Raw genomic sequence first — 19,641 nt, forward strand, 5'->3', positions numbered from 1 at the left:
TCAGCCGCTCTTGCCAGAGATCACAAGGCAGGTTGCCCAGCTACGGCCAACCCAATCCCCCGCGAGCTGAGATCGGCAGTTCTTACGGGTTCGTCTCCTCGGCGTGCAGCGCTGCACGCTTGGGTAGTCGTTGACCATGCGAATTATGGCCGCCCTTGCATCGACGGTGTTGCTGGTCGGCGCGTGCGGAAATCCCCCCATCCAGTCGGCGCCTGCCTCCGAATCCGCAGCCGCAACGACCTCGGGCCTGTTGCCGCCCGGTGTCCCCACCGAGGGCAGCAGACCAGACGCAGACGGTCTTCCCCCGCCGGCGGAGCCACAATCTGCGCCGACCCCTGCCTCACCCCCTGCCGGCAGACAGGTCTCGGTCGGCGCCGCTCCCGAAGGAATCGTCGTCGACGCGGTCACCCGAACAGTGGCCGTCGCCAAGCGCAATCCGAACGAACTCGTCCTGCTCAGTGCCGACACCGGCGAGATCGTCGGCCGCACTCCGCTGCCCGGGGTGGTGCGTCATCTCCAACTCGCCGCGCCCGGCGGTCCGGTGCTCGTACCTGTCGAGAGCGCGAACGCGCTTGTGCGCGTGGACCTGCCCTCTGGACAGGCTCGACGACAGATCGTCACCGGCACTGTTCCGCATGATGCCTCGGAGGCAGCCGACGGCACGGTGTTCGTGGCCAACGAACACGGCGGGACCGTGACGGTGCTGCGCGGCGACGACATCGTCAAGGTGTTCACCGACAGCGTGCAGCCCGCCGGCCTGGCACCCGTCGGTGACCGGATGGGTCTGCTCGACGTGCGTAAGAACGACCTGACGGTCTACGACATCGCGAACCTCACCATCGTCGGCTCGACGCCAGCCGGTGACGGTCCGACCCATCTCGTCGCCGACAAGCACGGCCGACTCGTCGCCGCCGACACCCGCGGCGACACCGTGCGCGTCTTCGACACGACACCAAGCCAACTCGCCGAGATCGACCAGCCGGGCGGCCCGTACGGCATCGCCTACGACGCGACACGGGACCGCCTCTGGGTGGCATCCTCGGGAACCAACGAGGTGGTGGGTTACGACATGTCCGAGGCGATGCCACGCGAGATTGCGCGGATACCGACAGTGCAGAATCCGTACACCGTCGGCGTCGACACGACCACCGGACGGCTGTTCATCGCCGGCGTCACCGCAGGCGTCGTGCAGATCGTCGACCCGGGCTGAGTACGAACGTCACGCTCGCGGAGCAGGATCAAAGGATGTACAGCATCTCCTGGTAAGTCGGCAGCGGCCAAAGGTCATCGGCAACAACAGCTTCCAACGCATCCGCGGCGACACGCACAGCATCCATCGCCGGCAGCAACGCCTTCTGCGCGTGGGTGGCCTCGTCGAGCGCCGACTCCGCCGAATGATCCGACAGCGCAGCCTTGAGCGTGCCCAGGGCCGCGGTCAACTCACCGATCGGCGCCGAAACCGACTGCAGCAGAGTAGTGTCCGCCTCGACGCCGGCCGCCTTCAGCGTGGCGACGTTCTGCGCCAGCTCGGTCTGGTAGCGAACCGCCGCCGGCAGGATGACCGTCGTTCCGAGTTCCAACGCCAGCTTGGCCTCGACGGCGATGGTGAGCGCGTACTGCTCGAGGCGAACCTCGTAGCGGCTGTGCAACTCCCGCTCGTTGAACACGCCGTACTTCTCGAACACCTCGATAGCTTCCGGCTTGATGAGCTCCGGAATCGCGTCCAGCGTGGTTTTCAGATTCAGCAGGCCACGCTCGGCTGCCTCGATCTGCCAGTTCTCCGAGTAGCCGTCGCCGTTGAACACGACCGCGCCGTGATCGGTGATGATCTCGGTGAGCAACGTCTGGACGGCCGCATCGAAATCGGCGCCGTCAGCGACGGCCTTCTCCAACGCGCTCGCCATGTAGTCCAGCGAGTCGGCCATGATCGTGTTCAGGATGATCATCGGCACGTTGATGGTCTGCCCGGAACCCGGCGCGCGGAACTCGAAACGGTTGCCGGTGAACGCGAACGGGCTGGTGCGGTTGCGGTCCCCCGGATCCGTCGGCAGGTGCGGCAGGGTGTCGACACCGATCATCATGGTGCCTTTGCCCTTCGACGACGTGGCAGCACCCTTGGCGATCTGCTCGAACACGTCGGCGAGCTGGTCGCCGAGGAAGATCGAGATGATGGCCGGCGGCGCCTCGTTGGCGCCCAGGCGGTGGTCGTTGGTGGCCGAGGCCACCGAAACGCGGAGCAGCCCGCTGAACTTGTGCACCGCGCGGATGACGGCGGCGCAGAACACCAGGAACTGGGCGTTCTCGTGCGGGGTGTCACCTGGCACGAGCAGGCTGCCGAACTGGGCGTTGCCCATCGAGAAGTTGACGTGCTTGCCCGATCCGTTGACACCGGCGAACGGCTTCTCGTGGAACAGGCACTCCATGCCGTGCTTCTTGGCGATGGTGCGGAAGATGGTCATCAGCAGCTGCTGATGGTCGGCGGCGATGTTGGCCCGCTCGAACATCGGGGCGATCTCGAACTGGCCGGGTGCGACCTCGTTGTGCCGCGTCTTGGCGGGGATGCCGAGCTTGAACAGCTCGCGCTCGGTGTCCATCATGAAGCCGAGCACGCGCTCGGGCACCGCACCGAAATAGTGGTCGTCGAACTCCTGACCCTTCGGTGGCTTGGCGCCGAACAGCGTGCGGCCGGCGTTGATCAGATCCGGGCGAGCCAGGAAGAAATGCCGGTCGACGAGGAAGTACTCCTGCTCCGGACCGCAGAACGACACGATGTTGTCGAAGTTCTTGTGCCCGAACAGCTTCAGGATGCGCTCGGCCTGTGCGCCCATGGCCTGCTGGCTGCGCAGCAGCGGCGTCTTGTAGTCCAGCGCCTCACCGGTCATCGAGACGAACACCGTGGGGATGCAGAGGGTGTTGCCGTTGGGGTTCTCCAGGATGTACGCGGGGCTGGTGACGTCCCAGCCGGTGTAGCCGCGTGCTTCGAAGGTGCTGCGCAGGCCGCCGGACGGGAAGCTGGAGGCGTCGGGCTCGCCCTGAATCAGGGTCTTGCCGGCGAACTCGGCGAGCGTCTGGCCGTCGGAGACCGGCTCCAGGAAGCTGTCGTGCTTCTCGGCGGTCAGGCCGGTCATCGGGTAGAAGACGTGCGCGTAATGGGTGGCGCCTTTGGACAGCGCCCAGTCCTTCATCGCCGAGGCGACGGAGTCGGCGACGGCCGGATCCAGCGTGACGCCCTTCTCGATGGTCGCGACGACGGACTTGTAGACCGACTTGGGCAGGCGCAGCTGCATCTCAGCCTTGGTGAAGACGTTGGAGCCGAAGATCTCGCCGGGCGCCTCGGTCGGGTCGAAGCTGATCGCCGGTGGCACGTAGCCCTCGACGTTGTTGATCGCCTGCAGACGCACCGCATTACCGCTCAATGGACTTCCTATCACTGCATGTATGTCCGGAACTGCTTTCACGGACCGTTGACCGGCCAACACTAGGAAGGGTCGATTCCGAACTTGTTACGCACGCGTCAACGGCAGAAGGCGCTAGTTACCAATGTGCGCTTCTCGGGCTGTTGTGTGCGGAAGCGCGCGCTCGATCGGCCGCGAGGGTGCCTTGAATGCCACCAACTGCGGCGCGGCGCGGTACAGACACGCGCGCTCGCGGTGCGAGGGTCACCCCGGATGGGTCGTTTTGACACCCGCGGTGTTGATCTGGCTACCGAGGTCCAGGTCGGCAGCGACGGCCACGAGGGCTGCCGCCACGATGGATGCTGGAGCGCGATCGAGGACGACCAGCCCGATCGGCGGACGCTGACCGTGCTGGACCATCGGCCGCGCGGCGAAACTGTTCGGCACCCCGAGTTGCGGCAGCCAGGCCGTCGACGCGATGGTCGCGCGCCGCGAATGCGTCAGGTGCGCGTAGAGCGCATCGACGGAGTCCGCCTCCACCACCGGGCGGTACCGCACGCCTTCGGCGGCCATGTTCGCGTCGAGGATGCGACGGTTGCGCATCGTCGTGGTCAAGGCACACAGATCCATCGTCGCCGCGTCGGACCAGGTGACCTCCCCCGTCGCCATCAGCGGATGGTCGGCCGGAGCCAGCAGGACGTACTGCTCCCGGTAGAGCTCGACGGCGCGCGTGTCCGGGTGCGGTTCGTCGTCGAGGTAGGTCAATCCGGCGTCGATCTCGAAATCGGCCAATCGACGGGCGATTTCGCGCGACGACAACGCCTCGATCCGCACCGAAGCCGCCGGATTACGCCTCAGGAACTCCGCGGTGATGAACGGGCTGGCGGGCACGGCGGTCGGGATGGCCCCGAGGCGCGCGGTCGCCGTCAGCCGGCCCTGCATGCGTTCCAGGTCGGCGAACATCTCATCCCGCTCGGCGATGATCCGCTGCGCCCAGGTCACGACGCGGCGGCCCTCCTCGGTGAACCCCTCGAAGCGGTGCCCGCGCTGCACGATGACGATGCCGAGATCACGTTCGAGCCGGCGGATCGCCACCGACAGCGTCGGCTGACTCACGTGGCAGCGGGCCGCGGCCCGGCCGAAATGACGCTCCGCGGCCAGTGCCAGCAGGTAGTCCAGATGTTGCAGCAGCAGATCGTTCGCCATGTCTCACCCTTTTCGATAGCCAGCGTCTATCACTGCATGTGGAATACCAAATAGGCGAGCCGTCCACATGGGGTTGAGGTCGGGTCGGCCTCGTCTAGATTGGTGAGATGAGCAGGGCCCAGGACGCCCGAGACGTCGATGCGACCTACGACGAGCGCGACGTCGCGGTGACCGGCGCCAAACAAGAGGCCGCCGGCGTGAAGGCCGTGATGGTGAGCCTCAAGCGTGCCGTGGCGCAGATGGGCCCCGTACGCACGGCGGCCACGCTGTCGCGGCTCAATCAGCGCCACGGCTTCGACTGCCCAGGGTGTGCGTGGCCCGAGGAACACGGCGGCCGCAAAGTCGCCGAATTCTGCGAAAACGGCGCCAAAGCGGTCGCCGAGGAGGCCACCAAACGGGTCGTCACAGCCGACTTCTTCGCCCGCCACACCATCGCCGAGCTCGAGTCGCACCCCGAGTACTGGCTGTCCCAGCAGGGCCGGCTGACCGAGCCGATGGTGCTCCGCCCGGGTGACGACCGCTACCGACCCATCGGTTGGGACGACGCCTACCGGCTGATCGCCGACGAACTGAACGCGCTACAGAGCCCGCACGAGGCAGTGTTCTACACCTCGGGACGGACCAGCAACGAGGCCGCCTTCCTGTACCAGCTGCTGGTCCGCAGCTTCGGCACGAACAACCTGCCGGACTGCTCCAACATGTGCCACGAGTCGTCGGGCACCGCCCTGACCGACGCGATCGGCATCGGCAAGGGATCGGTCACCGTCGAAGATCTGGTCGAGTCCGACCTGATCCTCATCGCCGGGCAGAATCCCGGCACCAATCATCCGCGGATGCTGTCGATCCTGGAGAAGGCAAAAGCCAACGGCGCCAAGATCATCGCGATCAATCCGCTGCCCGAGGCCGGGCTGATCCGGTTCAAGGATCCGCAGAAGGTCCACGGCGTGGTCGGCGACGGCGTCCCGATCGCCGACGAATTCGTCCAGAGCCGCATCGGCGGTGACATGGCGCTGTTCGCCGGCCTGGGCCGGTTGCTGTTGGAGGCCGACGACAAGGCACCGGGCAGCGTCGTGGACCGCGACTTCGTCGACAGGCACACCGCGGGATTCGCCGACTACGAAACACGCACCCGCGCCGTCGATCTCGCCACAGTTCTGGAGGCGACCGGCATCGACCGCGCCCAGCTCGACCGCGTGGCCTCCGCAGTGGCCACGTCGAAGCGCATCGTCGTGTGCTGGGCGATGGGGCTGACGCAGCAGAAGCATGCCGTGCCCTCGATCGCAGAGATCTGCAACGTGCTGCTGATGCGCGGCATGATCGGCAAGCCGGGCGCAGGTCTGTGTCCGGTGCGGGGCCACTCCAACGTGCAGGGCGACCGGACCATGGGGATCTGGGAGAGGATGCCCGAGCGCTTTTTGGCCAACCTGGACACCAGATTCGGCATCACCAGTCCCCGCGAGCACGGCTTCGACACCGTCGACGCGATCCGCGCGATGCGCGACGGCAAAGCCACGGTGTTCATGGCGATGGGCGGCAACTTCGCCTCGGCCACCCCCGACACCCCCGTCACCGAAGCGGCATTGCGCAACTGCTCGCTGACCGTTCAGGTGTCGACGAAACTCAACCGAAGCCACCTCGTGCACGGCCGGACCGCGCTGATCCTGCCGTCACTGGGCCGCACCGACCGCGACCTCCAGGCCGGCAGGAAACAGATGGTGTCCGTGGAGGATTCGATGTCGATGGTGCATCTGTCCCGCGGCAGCCTGCACCCGCCCGGCGAGCAGGTGCGCAGCGAGGTCGCGATCATCTCGCAGCTGGCCCGTGCCGTCCTCGGTCCGGAACACCCGGTGCCGTGGGAGACGTTCACCACCGACTACGACACCATCCGTGACGCGATCGCCGCCGTCGTACCGGGCTGCGACGACTACAACCGCAAGGTCCGTGCTCCGGACGGATTCCAGCTGCCGCACCCGCCCCGCGATTCGCGCGAATTCCACACCGCGACAGGAAAAGCCAACTTCGCGGCGTACCCCGTCGAATGGGTGCCGGTGCCCGAAGACCGACTCGTGCTGCAGACGATGCGCAGCCACGACCAGTACAACACCACCATCTACGGACTCGACGATCGCTACCGCGGCGTCAAGGGCGGACGACGGGTCGTGTTCGTCAACCCGGATGACCTAGCGGGGTTCGGGCTCGCCGACGGTGACCGTGTGGATCTCGTGTCCGAGTTCACCGATGCGACCGGCCATCTGCAGGAGCGGCGCGCCAAGGATTTCAAGGTCGTCGCCTACTCGACCCCGGCAGGCAATGCCGCCGCGTACTACCCGGAGACCAATCCTCTCGTCCCACTGGACCACACCGCGACGAAGTCGAACACCCCGGTGTCGAAGGCAGTGGTCATCCGACTGGAGCGGGCGTAATGGGACGGGTCACCGCCCGCCGCCGGGCGCAGCACGTCACAGCCGACGACGCCGTGGCGCGGCCCGAGACACTGGTCGTCGAAGAACCCCTGGAGATCCGGGTCAACGGCGCTCCCCTGACCGTCACCATGCGCACGCCTGGCTCGGATATCGAACTGGCACAAGGCTTTCTGCTCACCGAGGGCATCGTCGGCCGCCGCGACGACATCCTGTCGGTGCGCTACTGCCGCGGCGCGAACAAGGACGGGGTCAACTCTTACAACGTTCTCGACGTCACACTCGGGCCGGACGTGCCCCCGCCGGACGTCGACCTGACGCGCAACTTCTACGCGACATCGTCGTGCGGAGTATGCGGGAAGGCCTCCCTGGAGGCCGTCCGGCTGATCAGCAAGCACGGCCCCGGTGACGACCCGGCCACCATCGCCGCCGAGACGTTGTCGGCACTGCCGGGCAAGCTGCGCAGCGAGCAGAAGGTATTCGCAGCGACCGGCGGACTGCACGGCGCGGCGCTGTTCGACACCGACGGCCAAACTCTCGTGGTGCGCGAGGACATCGGCAGGCACAACGCCGTCGACAAGGTGGTCGGGTGGGCGCTGGAGCAGAACCGCATCCCGTTGGCCGGCACAGTACTTCTCGTCAGCGGACGGGCGTCGTTCGAACTCACCCAGAAGGCTGTGATGGCGGGAATCCCGATTCTCGCCGCGGTCTCTGCGCCGTCGTCGCTGGCGGTCGACCTGGCCAGCCAGTCCGGACTCACCCTGGTCGCCTTCCTGCGCGGCGACTCCATGAACGTCTACACCCGGCCCGACCGCGTCACGAACTAAGCACTCGCTCTTGGGTTTGCCTAGCCTTAGCTTGAAACTGCAGAAACTGACAAATAGGGCAACCTCGCGAGATAGATAACCGGTGTCCGATATCCTCCGTCAAAATTTGCTGACCTGGTGGAGGACGGGGTGAACGCCTGGATTGTGCGGAGCTGGTGGGCAAACCCCGACAGCTACGACTGGCTGGTGAGCTATCTCCATAGTCGGGGGCTTCAGCGGGTCACCCGCGTCGTCATCCTCGTGACCGTGGCGGCGCTCGCGACGGTGCCTGCCGTACTCGCCGTCAGCCCGAATTCCACGACATCCGTCGTCGCCAGATCGGCCCTGGCAGCAGTCGCCGCGGTGTGCGGGGCGCTCGTCGTCTTGTGGATGCGTCGCCGGTGGCCGTCGAAGCGGCAGTCGCAGTTTTTCACCGTCGCCGCGATGGCCAGCGTCAGCGCGGCATGCCTAGCCGACGCGCAACCGTTGGCGGGTCTGACGGGCTGCGCCTCATTCGCCGCCGTAGGTGGCTATATCGCCTTCTTCCACTCCGCCCGCCTCATGGTGCTCAATCTGGGGACCGCGCTCATCACGATCGCCGTCCTGTCGGTGCGGCTTGCTGCCGAGGACGCGTTGTTGGCCGCGTGCAAATCCGTGGTTCTCGTGGTGGCTGTCGCGTCGATCCCGATCTGTTTGCAGGCGCTCCTGCAGTTCGTCGGTTTTGATGTCCTGAACGCCGATGTCGACCCCCTGACCGGCCTGCTGAATCGGCGTGGTCTCGATCGGAGGATGGCCGAGACCTTCACGGCCACATCGTACCTCGGTGATCGCGGGCTCACGGCGGTGATGGTGGACTTGGACAACTTCAAGACGATCAACGACTCAGCCGGTCATGCGGCGGGCGACGCCGTCCTCGTCAACGTCGGTCGGGCCCTGCTCGGCGCCGTCAGACCGTCGGCCGCCGTGGCCCGCGTCGGGGGCGAAGAGTTTCTCGTCATCGACGATGTGGACGCGCGCGGCGCTGAGGCACTGGCCGAACGAATCCGGGCCGCCATCTCGCCGACAGTGACCGCCAGTATCGGCACCGCCCATGTGAATTCGGCCGGCGCCCAGACGACAGAGTCCCTGACGTTCGTGAACTTCCTTGTCGCCGTGGCCGACCGGCAGATGTACCGGGCCAAGCACGGCGGAGGCGACCGATGTTGCCACGTCGTGTTGACGGAGCCACCGGGCGTCCACTGAGCGCACAGCACAACCCCTCTACCTGCGATCTCCACGCAATCTCCACCGAAGCTCCAAGCATCCCCACCGGCTCGGCGGCGACTATCGACGCCATGCCAGAGATCCTCATCGCCTCCTGCCCACCCGTCGGACACATCGCGCCGCTGCTGAACGTCGCCCGCACACTCGTCGCCCGCGGCGACCGTGTCACCGTCCTCACCAGCGCCCGCCACGCCGACAAGATCCGGGCCGTCGGCGCCGAGCCTCGCCCGCTGCCTTACGGCGCGGACTACGACGACTCCAACTTGGATGCCGACCTTCCCGGCCGGGCAGAAACCTCAGGAATCCCGCGGCTCAACTTCGACATCGAGCACATCTTCATCCGGCCACTGCCGCACCAGTTCAGCGCGCTTCAGGAACTGTTGGCTGACAACGACTATGACGCCGTCATCACCGACGCGCTGTTCCTCGGCACGCTGCCGCTGCTGCTCGACCCGTCGGCGAAACGGCCGCCGATCCTGACCTACTCGACGACGCCGCTGTTCCTGTCGAGTTGCGACACCGCACCGGGCGGGCCGGGCATCACGCCGATGCCCGGCCCGATCGGCCGGCTGCGCAACCGCATCCTGCAGCTCGCCACCCAGAAGGTGCTGTTGCGTCCCGCACACCGTGCCGCCGACCGCATGCTCGAAACGATGGGCTTGCCGAAACTCCCCGTGTTCGTGCTGGAGTTCGCGGCGCTCGCCGACCGCGTCATCGTCCCGACGATTCCCCAATTCGAGTACCACCGCAGTGATCTGCCGGCCCACGTCCGGTTCGTCGGGGCGGTGAATCCGCTGCCGAGCGACAACTTCATCGCACCCTCGTGGTGGTCCCAACTCAACGACGACCGGCCCGTCGTGCACGTCACCCAGGGCACCGTGGACAACGCCGACCTGACCCGCCTGGTGGAGCCCACGATCGAGGCACTGGCGGACGAGGACGTCACCGTCGTGGTCACCACCGGCGGCCGGCCGGTATCCCAGATCCGGACCCCGTTGCCCGCCAACGTCTTTGTCGCCGAGTACCTTCCGCACGACGTGCTGCTGCCGATGGTCGACGTGATGGTGACCAACGGCGGCTACGGCGCCGTACAGCGCGCACTCTCCGACGGCGTCCCGATGGTGGTGGCCGGGCAGACCGAGGACAAGCCCGAGGTCGCAGCCCGCGTCGAATACTTCGGAGCGGGAGTCAATTTGCGGACGGGGACACCCACCGTCGACGACGTGCGCCGCGCCGTACGCCAGGTTCTCGACGACGACGCCTACCGCTCCAACGCCCGCCGACTACAGAACGAGTACGAGGCATGGGACAGCGCCAGCGGAATCGCCGCCGTCGTCGACGAAGTCATCGCCGAGAACACAGACCGCCTCCAAACCGTCTGAGGGACACCCCGATGGCCGCCATCCTGATCGCCGCACTGTCACCGGTCGGCCATATCGAACCGCTCCTCGCGGTGGCCGAAGATCTCGTGAACCGGGGTGATCGCGTCACCGTGATGACCGGGCCTGCGCACCTCGGTGCGATCGGGGAGGTCGGGGCGCAGCCGCACGTACTGCCCCCGACCGCCGACTTCGACGACGGGCCGTTCGACGCCGACGCGCGCTCGTCCCGCTCCGGCATCGACGCGTTGAGCCAGGCCATCATCCGGCTCTTCCTTCGGCCGATGCCCCATCAAGCGGCCGAGATGCGCAACGCGCTCGCCGACCAGCACTACGACGCGATGATCGTCGACTACGGGTTCTTCGGGGTGCTGCCCTTGATCCTCGGTGACTGGCGCGGCGTTCCGCCGCTGCTGTCCTTCACACCCACTCCCCTGCTGTTGTCCAGCCGCGACACCGCCCCGATGGGGATGGCATTGCCGCCGCCCAGAACTTTGGCGTGCCGGACCGCGTATCGAGGGCTGACCCTGCTGTCGCAGAAAGTGTTGCTGCGCAACGCACAACACGCAGCCGACCGGATGTTGACACGAATGGGCGCCAAAGCGCTGCCCGTCCCGTTGCTCGACCTCGGGGCGTTGGCAGATCGGCTGATCGTGCCGACAGTGCCCAGTTTCGAGTATCCCCGCAGCGACCTACCCAGCGGGGTGCGGTTCGTCGGCGCCGTCCGACCGCGTCCCTCAGACGGGTTCGTCCCTCCGCCCTGGTGGCCCGTGCTCGACTCGGGCCGCCCCGTCGTCCACGTCACGCAAGGCACCGTCGACAACCGCGACCTCACACGTCTCATCGAGCCAACGATCACCGCGCTCGCCGACACCGACGTCACGGTCGTCATCAGCACCGGCGGCCGCGACCCGGCCGCACTTCGGGTTCCTATCCCCGCGAACACGTATGTGGCCGAACATATCCCGCACGACCGGCTGCTGCCGAAGGTCGACGTGATGGTCACCAACGGGGGCTATGGCGGCGTCCAGCGCGCGCTCTCCTGCGGGGTGCCGATCGTGGTGGCCGGCAGCACCGAGGACTAACCGGAGGTGGCGGCGCGCGTCGCCTGGTCAGGCGCGGGCATCAACCTCAAGACCGGCACCCCCACGTCGGCAGCCGTGAAATCAGCGGTCGACCGGGTCTGCACCGACGACCGCTATCTGCGAAACGCCCGCCGACTGGAGGCGGCCTTCGCACGCCGCGACGGCGTCGCCGAGATCGCCGCGCTCGTCGACGAGGTCATCTGCGAACGCACCCACGCAATCACGTAGTCCACTACGCATGACCGGCCGCCCTCCGGGCAGAAAGCTCGAACCATGATCAACGAACTCCAGTTCATCGCCGTCGGCGCATTTCTGCTGTGGGGTCTGACCAGCGCGGTGTGCGACGCCTGGCTGCCCGACGAACAGGATCTCATCGGCCGGAAACGCAGAGAGGGCTGTCAGTCCGACTCGACTGACCAGCCCTCAGTGCGTACCTAGTAAGCGTTAAGCGCTCTTATCCCGGCGCTCGGTCCGCGACGGCTTGCGCGGCACGATGGTCGGCAGCACGTTGTCCTGCACGGTCTCCTTGGTGACGACCACCTTGGCGACGTCGTCGCGGCTCGGGATGTCGTACATCACCGGCAGCAGGACCTCTTCCATGATGGCGCGCAGCCCGCGGGCCCCGGTGCCGCGATGGATGGCCTGATCGGCGATAGCGTCGAGCGCCTCCTCGGCGAACTCCAGCTCGACACCGTCCATCTCGAACAGGCGCGTGTACTGCTTGACCAACGCGTTCTTCGGCTTGGACAGGATCTGCACGAGGGATTCCTTGTCCAGGTTGGTCACCGAGGCGACGACCGGCAGACGGCCGATGAACTCGGGGATCAGACCGAACTTGATCAGGTCCTCGGGCATGACCTCGGCGAAATGATCCTGGGTGTCGATGTCGGCCTTGGAATGCACCTCGGCACCGAATCCGAGACCACGCTTGCCGACGCGATCGGAGACGATCTTCTCCAGCCCGGCGAACGCACCGGCGACGATGAACAGCACGTTCGTCGTGTCGATCTGGATGAACTCCTGATGCGGATGCTTGCGGCCGCCCTGCGGAGGAACCGAGGCCTGCGTGCCTTCCAGGATCTTCAGCAGCGCCTGCTGCACGCCCTCGCCGGAGACATCGCGCGTGATCGACGGGTTCTCGCTCTTGCGGGCGATCTTGTCGACCTCGTCGATGTAGATGATGCCGGTCTCGGCGCGCTTCACGTCGTAGTCGGCGGCCTGGATCAGCTTGAGCAGAATGTTCTCGACGTCTTCGCCGACGTAGCCGGCCTCGGTCAGCGCGGTGGCATCGGCGATGGCGAACGGCACGTTGAGCATCTTGGCCAGCGTCTGCGCCAGATAGGTCTTGCCGCATCCGGTCGGGCCGAGCATCAAGATGTTCGACTTGGCCAGCTCGACGGGCTCGGCACGCGAGTCGCGGGACTTCTCCTGCGCCTGGATGCGCTTGTAGTGGTTGTAGACCGCCACCGCCAGCGTGCGCTTTGCGGTGTCCTGGCCGATGACGTAACCCTCGAGGAAGTCACGGATCTCCGCGGGTTTGGGCAGCTCGTCGAGCTTGACGTCGTCAGCGTCGGCGAGTTCCTCCTCGATGATCTCGTTGCACAGGTCGATGCACTCGTCGCAGATGTAGACGCCGGGCCCCGCGATGAGCTTCTTCACCTGCTTCTGGCTCTTACCGCAGAACGAGCACTTCAGCAGGTCGCCGCCATCTCCAATGCGTGCCATGGTGCTGGGGTCCCACTTCCTGTTGCTGTCGATATCGGCCGTTCGGTGCGGGCCACCGGGACCTTAAGTGTGTAGCCCCGACGCTACCCGCAGTTTCCGTCGCTGTGCGACCGATAAAGCCGAATAGCGTCGGTGGTATTCAGGTGTAGTTGCGACAACATATCGCCTGTTTCGCCCCCGGCAGCCGCGGAACGCGCCACCGTGTCTCTGGCGTGTCGCCGCTGTTACCCGACCGAGAGTACCTGTCTGACAGAGAAGTAACCGGCGAGTGTCCGGTCGGCGTCGTGACCACGGATTCCGACCGTGGTGCGGCCCGCGCGGACGCGCCCCTCCCGTGCTGGTCGGACACGACAGCAGTTGCGGCGCATGGCCGTGACGGCGAGATATCGGGCAGTCCCGTGAGGGTTTCGCTGCCCGAGAAAACGGCGGCCCGTCAGCGCGGACCGGGTCCGCCGGGACCGACGGGTCCGGGACCGACCGGGCCGACGACACCGCCGGGGCCGACAGGACCGGGGCCGACAGGTCCTGCGACGCCGCCGACGCCGACCGGGCCGGCGGGCCCGACGACCGGGTTCACGCCCCACGGCAGGCACCGCACGAGGGCCGGATTCCAATACGTCCCGTACGGGCACACCGGATCCTGGGCCTGGGCCACCCCCGCCTGCATCACCGTTCCGGCGGCGGCAGCGATCAACGCGGCCGCGGCCAACTTTCGTACCGCCATGGCGAACCCCCTTGCTCCTCCACGGTCGCTCCGCAAACGGACGACTCCGTGGAATATCAGCCTGACACGGGCAAACGTCGTGGCGGTCGCTTTTCGCGGCATTTGCCCGCGAATCCAGACGTCTTCGCGTCCGAGTCCGCCGTAGTCTGCGAACATGCCGACACTCGACGACGCCTTCGCCCTGGCACGCACCGACAACGGCTTGGCGGTCGTGTCGACGCTCCGCTCGGATCTGACGAACCAGTCGTCGCTGATCAATGCCGGCCCGCTACCTCATCCGGACACCGCTGATCAGGTGCTCGGCTTCGTCACCTACGGCAAGGTGAAGCTGGCCAACTTACGGGCGCGACCGCAGATCGCGGTCACGTTCCGGCAGGGGTGGCAGTGGGCCACCGTCGAGGGCCGGGCTGAACTCGCCGGGCCCGACGACGCAGCGGCGTGGCTGTCCTCGGATGACGAGTTGGCGCGCCTGCTGCGAGACGTCTTCACCGCCGCGGGCGGAACCCACGACGACTGGGCGGAGTACGACCGGACGATGCGTGAACAGCGTCGCACCGCCGTCCTCGTCACGCCGACGAGGATCTACAGCAACGGGTGAAGGTCAGGCCTTCTGCGCCGACAGCTTGCGGTATTCGAGCACCGTGTCGATGATCCCGTACTCCTTGGCCGCCTCGGCGGTGAGGATCTTGTCGCGATCGGTGTCCTTGCGGATGACCGCCGGATCCTTGCCGGTGTGGCGAGCGAGGGTCTCCTCCATCAGGGACCGCATGCGCTCGATTTCGGCGGCCTGGATCTCCAGGTCCGAGAACTGGCCCTGGATGACGCCGCCGAGCGCGGGCTGGTGGATCAGCACGCGGGCGTTCGGCAGCGCGAGACGCTTACCGGGCGTGCCCGCGGCCAGCAGCACAGCCGCGGCCGAGGCCGCCTGGCCCAGGCACACCGTCTGGATGTCGGCGCGCACGTACTGCATCGTGTCGTAGATCGCCATCAGCGACGTGAACGAGCCGCCGGGCGAGTTGATGTACATCGTGATGTCGCGGTCGGGATCCAGCGATTCGAGGACCAGCAACTGGGCCATGATGTCGTTCGCGGAGGCGTCGTCGACCTGCACGCCGAGGAAGATGATGCGCTCTTCGAACAGCTTGTTGTACGGGTTGGATTCCTTGACGCCGAAGCTCGAGTGCTCGATGAACGACGGAAGGATGTACCGCGCCTGGGGCTGCAACCGGGGGTCGAGCGAGGGATGGATGTTGTCGGTCATTTGTCGAGTCCTGCTCCCGGTCCGTCGCCGTTGAAGTTGACGCTGGTGATGATGTGGTCGACGAAGCCGTACTCGAGGGCTTCCTGAGCGGTGAACCAACGGTCGCGATCCGAGTCGGCTTCGATGCGCTCGATGGTCTGCCCGGTGAACTCCGCGTTGAGGCGGAACATCTCCTTCTTGATGACCGCGAACTGCTCGGCCTGGATGGCGATGTCGGCTGCGCCGCCGGTGATTCCACCGAGGGGCTGGTGCATCAGGATGCGCGCGTGCGGCAGAGCGTGACGCTTACCCTTGGTGCCGGCAGCGAGCAGGAACTCACCCATCGAGGCGGCCATGCCCATCGCGTACGTCGCCACGTCGCACGGGGCGAGCACCATCGTGTCGTAGATCGCCATGCCGGCGCTGATCGAGCCGCCGGGCGAGTTGATGTAGAGGTGGATGTCCTTGGTGGGATCCTCGGCCGAGAGCAGCAGGATCTGAGCGCACAGCCGATTGGCGATGTCGTCGTCGACCTGGGAGCCCAGGAAAATGATCCGCTCGGCCAGCAACCGCTCATATACCGAGTCGACAAGGTTGAGGCCCGAAGAGGCGCCACGCATGTCAGTCACGACTGGATACCTGCTTTCTTGTTTTACTTCCGACGCGGTGACCGGTCTTACGAATGACACTAACGAACCCGCGCCGCCGGGGAGTCCCCAGACGGCGCGAGTTCGCTCAGAGCGTCACTTGGTGTCGTCGGCCGTCTCGTCGGAACCGGCGTCGGACGAGGCTTCTTCCTCGGCGGCTTCCACGGCGTCATCGGCGTCGTCACCAGCGATCTCGGCGGCGGCCGCTGCCGCAGCGTCGCCGGACGGTCCGAAGAACTCCGCGGTGTCGATCTCGGCGCCGTCGGTGTCGGTGACGGTCGCACCGAAAACGACGGCCGCGACGGTTAGGCCGCGGCGCACGTCGGCGAACATCGCGGGCAGCTGATTGTTCTGCTGCAGCATCTGGAGCAGCTGCTGCGGCTCGAGGCCGTACTGACGCGACATCAGGACGAGGCGCTCGGTGAGGTCGTTCTGGCCGACCTGGATGTCGAGCTTGTCGGCGATGGCGTCCATCAGCAGCTGGGTCTTGATCGCCTTCTCCGCGTTGGTGCGGTTGTCGGCGTCGAACTCCTCGCGGCTGCTGCCCTGCTCGGTCAGCTGCTCGGCGAACTTGTCCTCGTCGTGGTCGAGGCCGTGGATCGCGTTGTGCAGCGTGTCGTCGACCTGTGCCTGCACGACGGCCTCGGGCAGCGGGATGTCGGTCTGTTCGAGTAGAACCTCGATCGCCTTGTCACGGATCGCCTCGGCCTGCTGCACGGTCTTGACGCGCGTGACCTTCTCGCGCAGATCGGTCTTCAGTTCGTCGATGGTGTCGAATTCGCTTGCCAGTTGCGCGAAGTCGTCGTCGAGCTCGGGCAGCTCACGCACCTTGACGGACTTGACGGTGACGGTCACCTCGGCTTCCTGGCCGGCATGCTCGCCGGCGACCAGCGTGGTGGTGAAGGTCTTGGACTCGTCGTCGGAGAGGCCGATGATCGCTTCGTCGAGGCCCTCAATGAGCTGACCGGACCCGATCTCGTGGGACAGGCCCTCGGTCTTGGCCTCGGGGACGTCCTTGCCGTCGACGGTGGCCGACAGGTCGATCGAGACGAAGTCGCCGTCCTCGGCGGCGCGGCCCGCGCCGGTGAGGGTGCCGAAGCGCTTCTGCAGCGCCTCGATTTCGGCGGTGACGTCCTCGTCGGTGATGCTGATCGGATCGACGACGATCTTCAGTGCCGCCAGGTCGGGCAGTTCGATCTCGGGGCGGATGTCGACCTCGGCGGTGAACACCAGCTCCTCGTTGTCTTCGAGCTTGGTGACCTCGATCTCGGGCTGGCCGATCGGCTGCAGCGACTCCGACGTGATGGCCTCGCTGTAGCGGGCGGGCAGCGCGTCGTTGACGACCTGTTCGAGGACCGAGGCACGGCCGACGCGGGCCTCGAGCAGCTTGCGGGGCGCCTTGCCGGGGCGGAAGCCGGGAAGCCGGATCTGCTTGGCCAGCTGCTTGAACGCCTTGTCGATGTCGGGTTCGAGCTCCGCGAAGGGCACCTCCACGTTGATGCGAACCCGGGTGGGGCTCAACTTCTCGACGGTGCTCTTCACGATTGGTGCTCCTCTTATTGCGCTTACTGTGTGGGTGGGTGTTGCTGGTCGGGGTGACAGGATTTGAACCTGCGGCCTTCCGCTCCCAAAGCGGATGCGCTACCAAGCTGCGCTACACCCCGGTCGTCGCTGCGTCACGCGGGCGCGCAGCATTGGACCACCGGCGATCCTACGGCCTGGCCATACCGAACCATCAATTGGATTTGAGTTAGGTGGGCCCGGTACAGTCTGCCGGTACTCTCACGAGTGCAGCACGCGGGCGTAGCTCAATGGTAGAGCCCTAGTCTTCCAAACTAGCTACGCGGGTTCGATTCCCGTCGCCCGCTCCACCAGGACCAGCGCGAGGGCCACGAACAACTGTTCGTGGCCCTTTTCGCGGTCGCCCGACGGTCACTCGGCTACGTCGGCGGGCAACCGTTTGCGTCGTCAAACACAGGTAGGCGACTACGCGTTCGCGTCGTGTCTCGAATTCCTACGTTGATCGCAGCTGGGGGGACCAGCCGCTGGAACCGACGTTCGAAGGGAACTGACATGGCAACCACCGCCTGGAAACTCGCTGCTCTGCCGATGGCGATCGCGGCATGCGCCGCCGGCATGCCCGCATCGGCTCTGGCCGAACCGCTGCCCTACGGCTCGGCCGGATCGGTCACCGTGGTCTTTGAGATCACCGGCACCGGCACCGTCTACAGCATCAACACCGACCCAGATGTCGGCGTCGCGCCCGAGAACACCACGGTTCCGTGGTCTCGGACAACAGAGGTCGGGCCGGACGCCTACCTGCTCCAGGTCATCTCTGTCGCCAAGTCGGGAACGCAGGGCTGCCGGATCACCGTCAACGGATCCGTTGTCGTCGACCAGCCGCCCGGGACAGGCACGCATTGCATCTTCACCAGGTGAGCGCACCACTACTGTCTGCAGATCATGGCGCGCAACTTCCCGGTGCTGCTGTCGCAGGGAGTTCTCTATACCGTCGCGGTCCAACTCACCAGCGTCACCTCGGTCATCCCGTTCATCGCCGCGGAATTGGACGCGCCGGGCGTCGTCGTTGCGCTCGTCGTCCCGATCTACACGATCGGCGCGCTCTACGGGAACGTGTTCATCGCGCAGGTCTCGCGATGGCACACCGTCATCATCGCGCTGTTGTTCGGCAGCGTGCTGCTGCAGGGGCTGCTGATCGTCGCGAACGCCAGCGCCATCTCGTTCCTCCCCCTTCATCTCTCGGCCTATCCCCTGCTGCTGACGTGTGCGCTCATCGGCGTCCTGTCGGGGTGCTCGCGGGTCATCGTGTCGCTATCCACGTCAGCGCTACTGCCTCCCGAACGCCACAGCCAACTGCTGCTGCGGCAATCCGGCTACGGCGCCCTGGTCGTCACGCTGATCTCCGCGTATTCAGCCGGCTTCCTGTCCGACGACTCCCCCGGCATCGACAACGTGGAGCTGCTGTGGGTCGGCGCCTGCGCGATGATCGCGTCCGCGTTGTGCTGTTTCGTCCTGCGCCCTCAGCGCGACGTGGCGCCATCCCACCGGACGCCGACGCGCGAGCTCCTGAGGGACGGGGTGGCACGACTTCGAACCACCGAATGGTTGCGCCGCTATCTGGCGACGCAGATCGCGTTCACGCCGATCATCCTGGGCGCCGTGTTCTACGGCATCTACGGCTCGGCATCGCTGGGCCCCGACAACGGTGCGCTGGACACAATCCTGATGTTCGTCGGGCTCGGCCTTCTCGCGGGCATCGCGCTCTGGTCACATGTCCGGAAACGGTTCGATGTCCGCGGAATGCTGTTGTGCAGCGCGCTTTTCGGCGTGTGCGCGGCAGCGCTGACGCTGTTGTCGGTGGCGTTCCATCTTCTGCCGATGGTGTGGACCATCGGATTGGCGATGCTGTTCACCGCCATCGCCAGCCAGGCGGTGTTCCCCGCGTCGCACGACTGGGTCGAGCGCGAAGCCGCCGACGGTGAGAAGGTCGCGATCCTCAGTTTCACCCAGATCGCCGCGAGCATCGTCTCGATCGGCGTCGCCTTCGTCTTCGGCATCATCGCGCGGCACGGCTCCGAGGTGTGGCCTCCGGCAATCATGGTGGTGCTGAGCACTTTCGCGGTGGTCGCGGCGGCGCGGGTGAAGATGTCCCGCACCGCTGCGCAGTGACCGGCGACTCGGCCGCCGGAAAACCCTGCATGACGCGCCATCTCTGATTCAATCTGCTTGG

16 protein-coding genes, 2 tRNA genes and 1 pseudogene are annotated in these 19,641 nt (G+C 66.3%); 11 read left to right on the plus strand and 8 right to left on the minus strand.

The window, feature by feature from the left end:
- Positions 1-145 precede the first annotated feature (145 nt).
- Positions 146-1,210 (plus strand): YncE family protein, encoded by a 1,065-nt coding sequence (locus P9A17_RS24405; RefSeq protein ID WP_278041324.1) that lies wholly within the window; start codon positions 146-148, stop codon positions 1,208-1,210.
- A gap of 28 nt (positions 1,211-1,238) precedes the next feature.
- On the opposite strand, the gene P9A17_RS24410 is transcribed toward P9A17_RS24405, so the two are convergent.
- Both P9A17_RS24410 and P9A17_RS24415 read right to left on the minus strand, forming a co-directional pair.
- Entirely contained in the window at positions 1,239-3,416 is a 2,178-nt protein-coding gene (locus P9A17_RS24410; RefSeq protein WP_278041325.1) for a glutamine synthetase III, read from the minus strand.
- A 243-nt stretch (positions 3,417-3,659) separates the two neighbouring features.
- Positions 3,660-4,601, minus strand: coding sequence for a LysR family transcriptional regulator (locus tag P9A17_RS24415; RefSeq protein WP_278041326.1), 942 nt, complete (start codon positions 4,599-4,601; stop codon positions 3,660-3,662).
- Between the two features lie 107 nt (positions 4,602-4,708).
- Here P9A17_RS24415 and P9A17_RS24420 point away from each other — a divergent pair, with 107 nt between their 5' ends.
- From P9A17_RS24420 to P9A17_RS24445, 6 genes and pseudogenes are all read left to right on the plus strand, one after another.
- Entirely contained in the window at positions 4,709-7,024 is a 2,316-nt protein-coding gene (locus P9A17_RS24420; protein WP_278041327.1) for an FdhF/YdeP family oxidoreductase, read from the plus strand.
- Positions 7,024-7,848 carry a formate dehydrogenase accessory sulfurtransferase FdhD gene (gene fdhD / locus P9A17_RS24425; protein WP_278041328.1) on the plus strand — a complete coding sequence of 275 codons (825 nt, stop codon included), beginning with the start codon at positions 7,024-7,026 and terminating at the stop codon, positions 7,846-7,848. Before P9A17_RS24420 ends, fdhD begins: the two co-directional genes overlap by 1 nt.
- 129 nt (positions 7,849-7,977) lie before the next feature.
- The gene (locus tag P9A17_RS24430) at positions 7,978-9,069 is read left to right on the plus strand and encodes a GGDEF domain-containing protein (RefSeq protein ID WP_278041329.1); all 1,092 of its coding nucleotides are present in this window, start codon (positions 7,978-7,980) and stop codon (positions 9,067-9,069) included.
- Between the two features lie 92 nt (positions 9,070-9,161).
- Positions 9,162-10,472 (plus strand): nucleotide disphospho-sugar-binding domain-containing protein, encoded by a 1,311-nt coding sequence (locus tag P9A17_RS24435; protein ID WP_278041330.1) that lies wholly within the window; start codon positions 9,162-9,164, stop codon positions 10,470-10,472.
- 11 nt (positions 10,473-10,483) lie between these two features.
- Positions 10,484-11,782 (plus strand): annotated as a pseudogene (locus P9A17_RS24440) (nucleotide disphospho-sugar-binding domain-containing protein).
- A gap of 45 nt (positions 11,783-11,827) precedes the next feature.
- Entirely contained in the window at positions 11,828-11,992 is a 165-nt protein-coding gene (locus P9A17_RS24445) for a hypothetical protein (RefSeq protein WP_278041331.1), read from the plus strand.
- A gap of 6 nt (positions 11,993-11,998) precedes the next feature.
- On the opposite strand, the gene clpX is transcribed toward P9A17_RS24445, so the two are convergent.
- The gene (gene clpX / locus P9A17_RS24450; protein WP_278041332.1) at positions 11,999-13,279 is read right to left on the minus strand and encodes an ATP-dependent Clp protease ATP-binding subunit ClpX; all 1,281 of its coding nucleotides are present in this window, start codon (positions 13,277-13,279) and stop codon (positions 11,999-12,001) included.
- Positions 13,280-13,712: 433 nt separating this feature from the next.
- On the minus strand, positions 13,713-14,003 hold the full coding sequence (locus P9A17_RS24455) for a hypothetical protein (RefSeq protein WP_278041333.1): 291 nt from the start codon (positions 14,001-14,003) through the stop codon (positions 13,713-13,715).
- Positions 14,004-14,157: 154 nt separating this feature from the next.
- On the opposite strand from P9A17_RS24455, the gene P9A17_RS24460 reads away from it, so the two are divergent.
- Positions 14,158-14,601, plus strand: coding sequence for a TIGR03618 family F420-dependent PPOX class oxidoreductase (locus P9A17_RS24460; protein ID WP_278041334.1), 444 nt, complete (start codon positions 14,158-14,160; stop codon positions 14,599-14,601).
- 3 nt (positions 14,602-14,604) lie between these two features.
- On the opposite strand, the gene P9A17_RS24465 is transcribed toward P9A17_RS24460, so the two are convergent.
- The 4 genes from P9A17_RS24465 to P9A17_RS24480 form a co-directional block, all read right to left on the minus strand.
- Positions 14,605-15,264 carry an ATP-dependent Clp protease proteolytic subunit gene (locus tag P9A17_RS24465; protein ID WP_278041335.1) on the minus strand — a complete coding sequence of 220 codons (660 nt, stop codon included), beginning with the start codon at positions 15,262-15,264 and terminating at the stop codon, positions 14,605-14,607.
- A complete protein-coding gene (locus P9A17_RS24470; RefSeq protein WP_278041336.1) occupies positions 15,261-15,932 on the minus strand; it encodes an ATP-dependent Clp protease proteolytic subunit in 672 nt (223 codons plus the stop codon). Before P9A17_RS24470 ends, P9A17_RS24465 begins: the two co-directional genes overlap by 4 nt.
- Before the next feature lie 54 nt (positions 15,933-15,986).
- Positions 15,987-17,432 carry a trigger factor gene (gene tig / locus P9A17_RS24475; protein WP_278041337.1) on the minus strand — a complete coding sequence of 482 codons (1,446 nt, stop codon included), beginning with the start codon at positions 17,430-17,432 and terminating at the stop codon, positions 15,987-15,989.
- Between the two features lie 45 nt (positions 17,433-17,477).
- Positions 17,478-17,554, minus strand: a tRNA-Pro gene (locus tag P9A17_RS24480).
- A gap of 133 nt (positions 17,555-17,687) precedes the next feature.
- On the opposite strand from P9A17_RS24480, the gene P9A17_RS24485 reads away from it, so the two are divergent.
- The 3 genes from P9A17_RS24485 to P9A17_RS24495 all read left to right on the plus strand — a co-directional run bounded on the left by P9A17_RS24485 (position 17,688) and on the right by P9A17_RS24495 (position 19,580).
- Positions 17,688-17,761, plus strand: a tRNA-Gly gene (locus P9A17_RS24485).
- Positions 17,762-17,963: 202 nt separating this feature from the next.
- Positions 17,964-18,329, plus strand: a complete 366-nt coding sequence (locus tag P9A17_RS24490; RefSeq protein ID WP_278041338.1) for an MmpS family transport accessory protein — start codon at positions 17,964-17,966, stop codon at positions 18,327-18,329.
- Between the two features lie 24 nt (positions 18,330-18,353).
- Positions 18,354-19,580: an MFS transporter gene (locus tag P9A17_RS24495; protein WP_278041339.1), complete on the plus strand. Its 1,227-nt coding sequence runs from the start codon at positions 18,354-18,356 to the stop codon at positions 19,578-19,580.
- Positions 19,581-19,641 lie beyond the last annotated feature (61 nt).

The organism is Mycobacterium sp. 236(2023) (assembly GCF_029623955.1).
In the GTDB taxonomy this organism is placed as follows: Bacteria; Actinomycetota; Actinomycetes; order Mycobacteriales; family Mycobacteriaceae; genus Mycobacterium.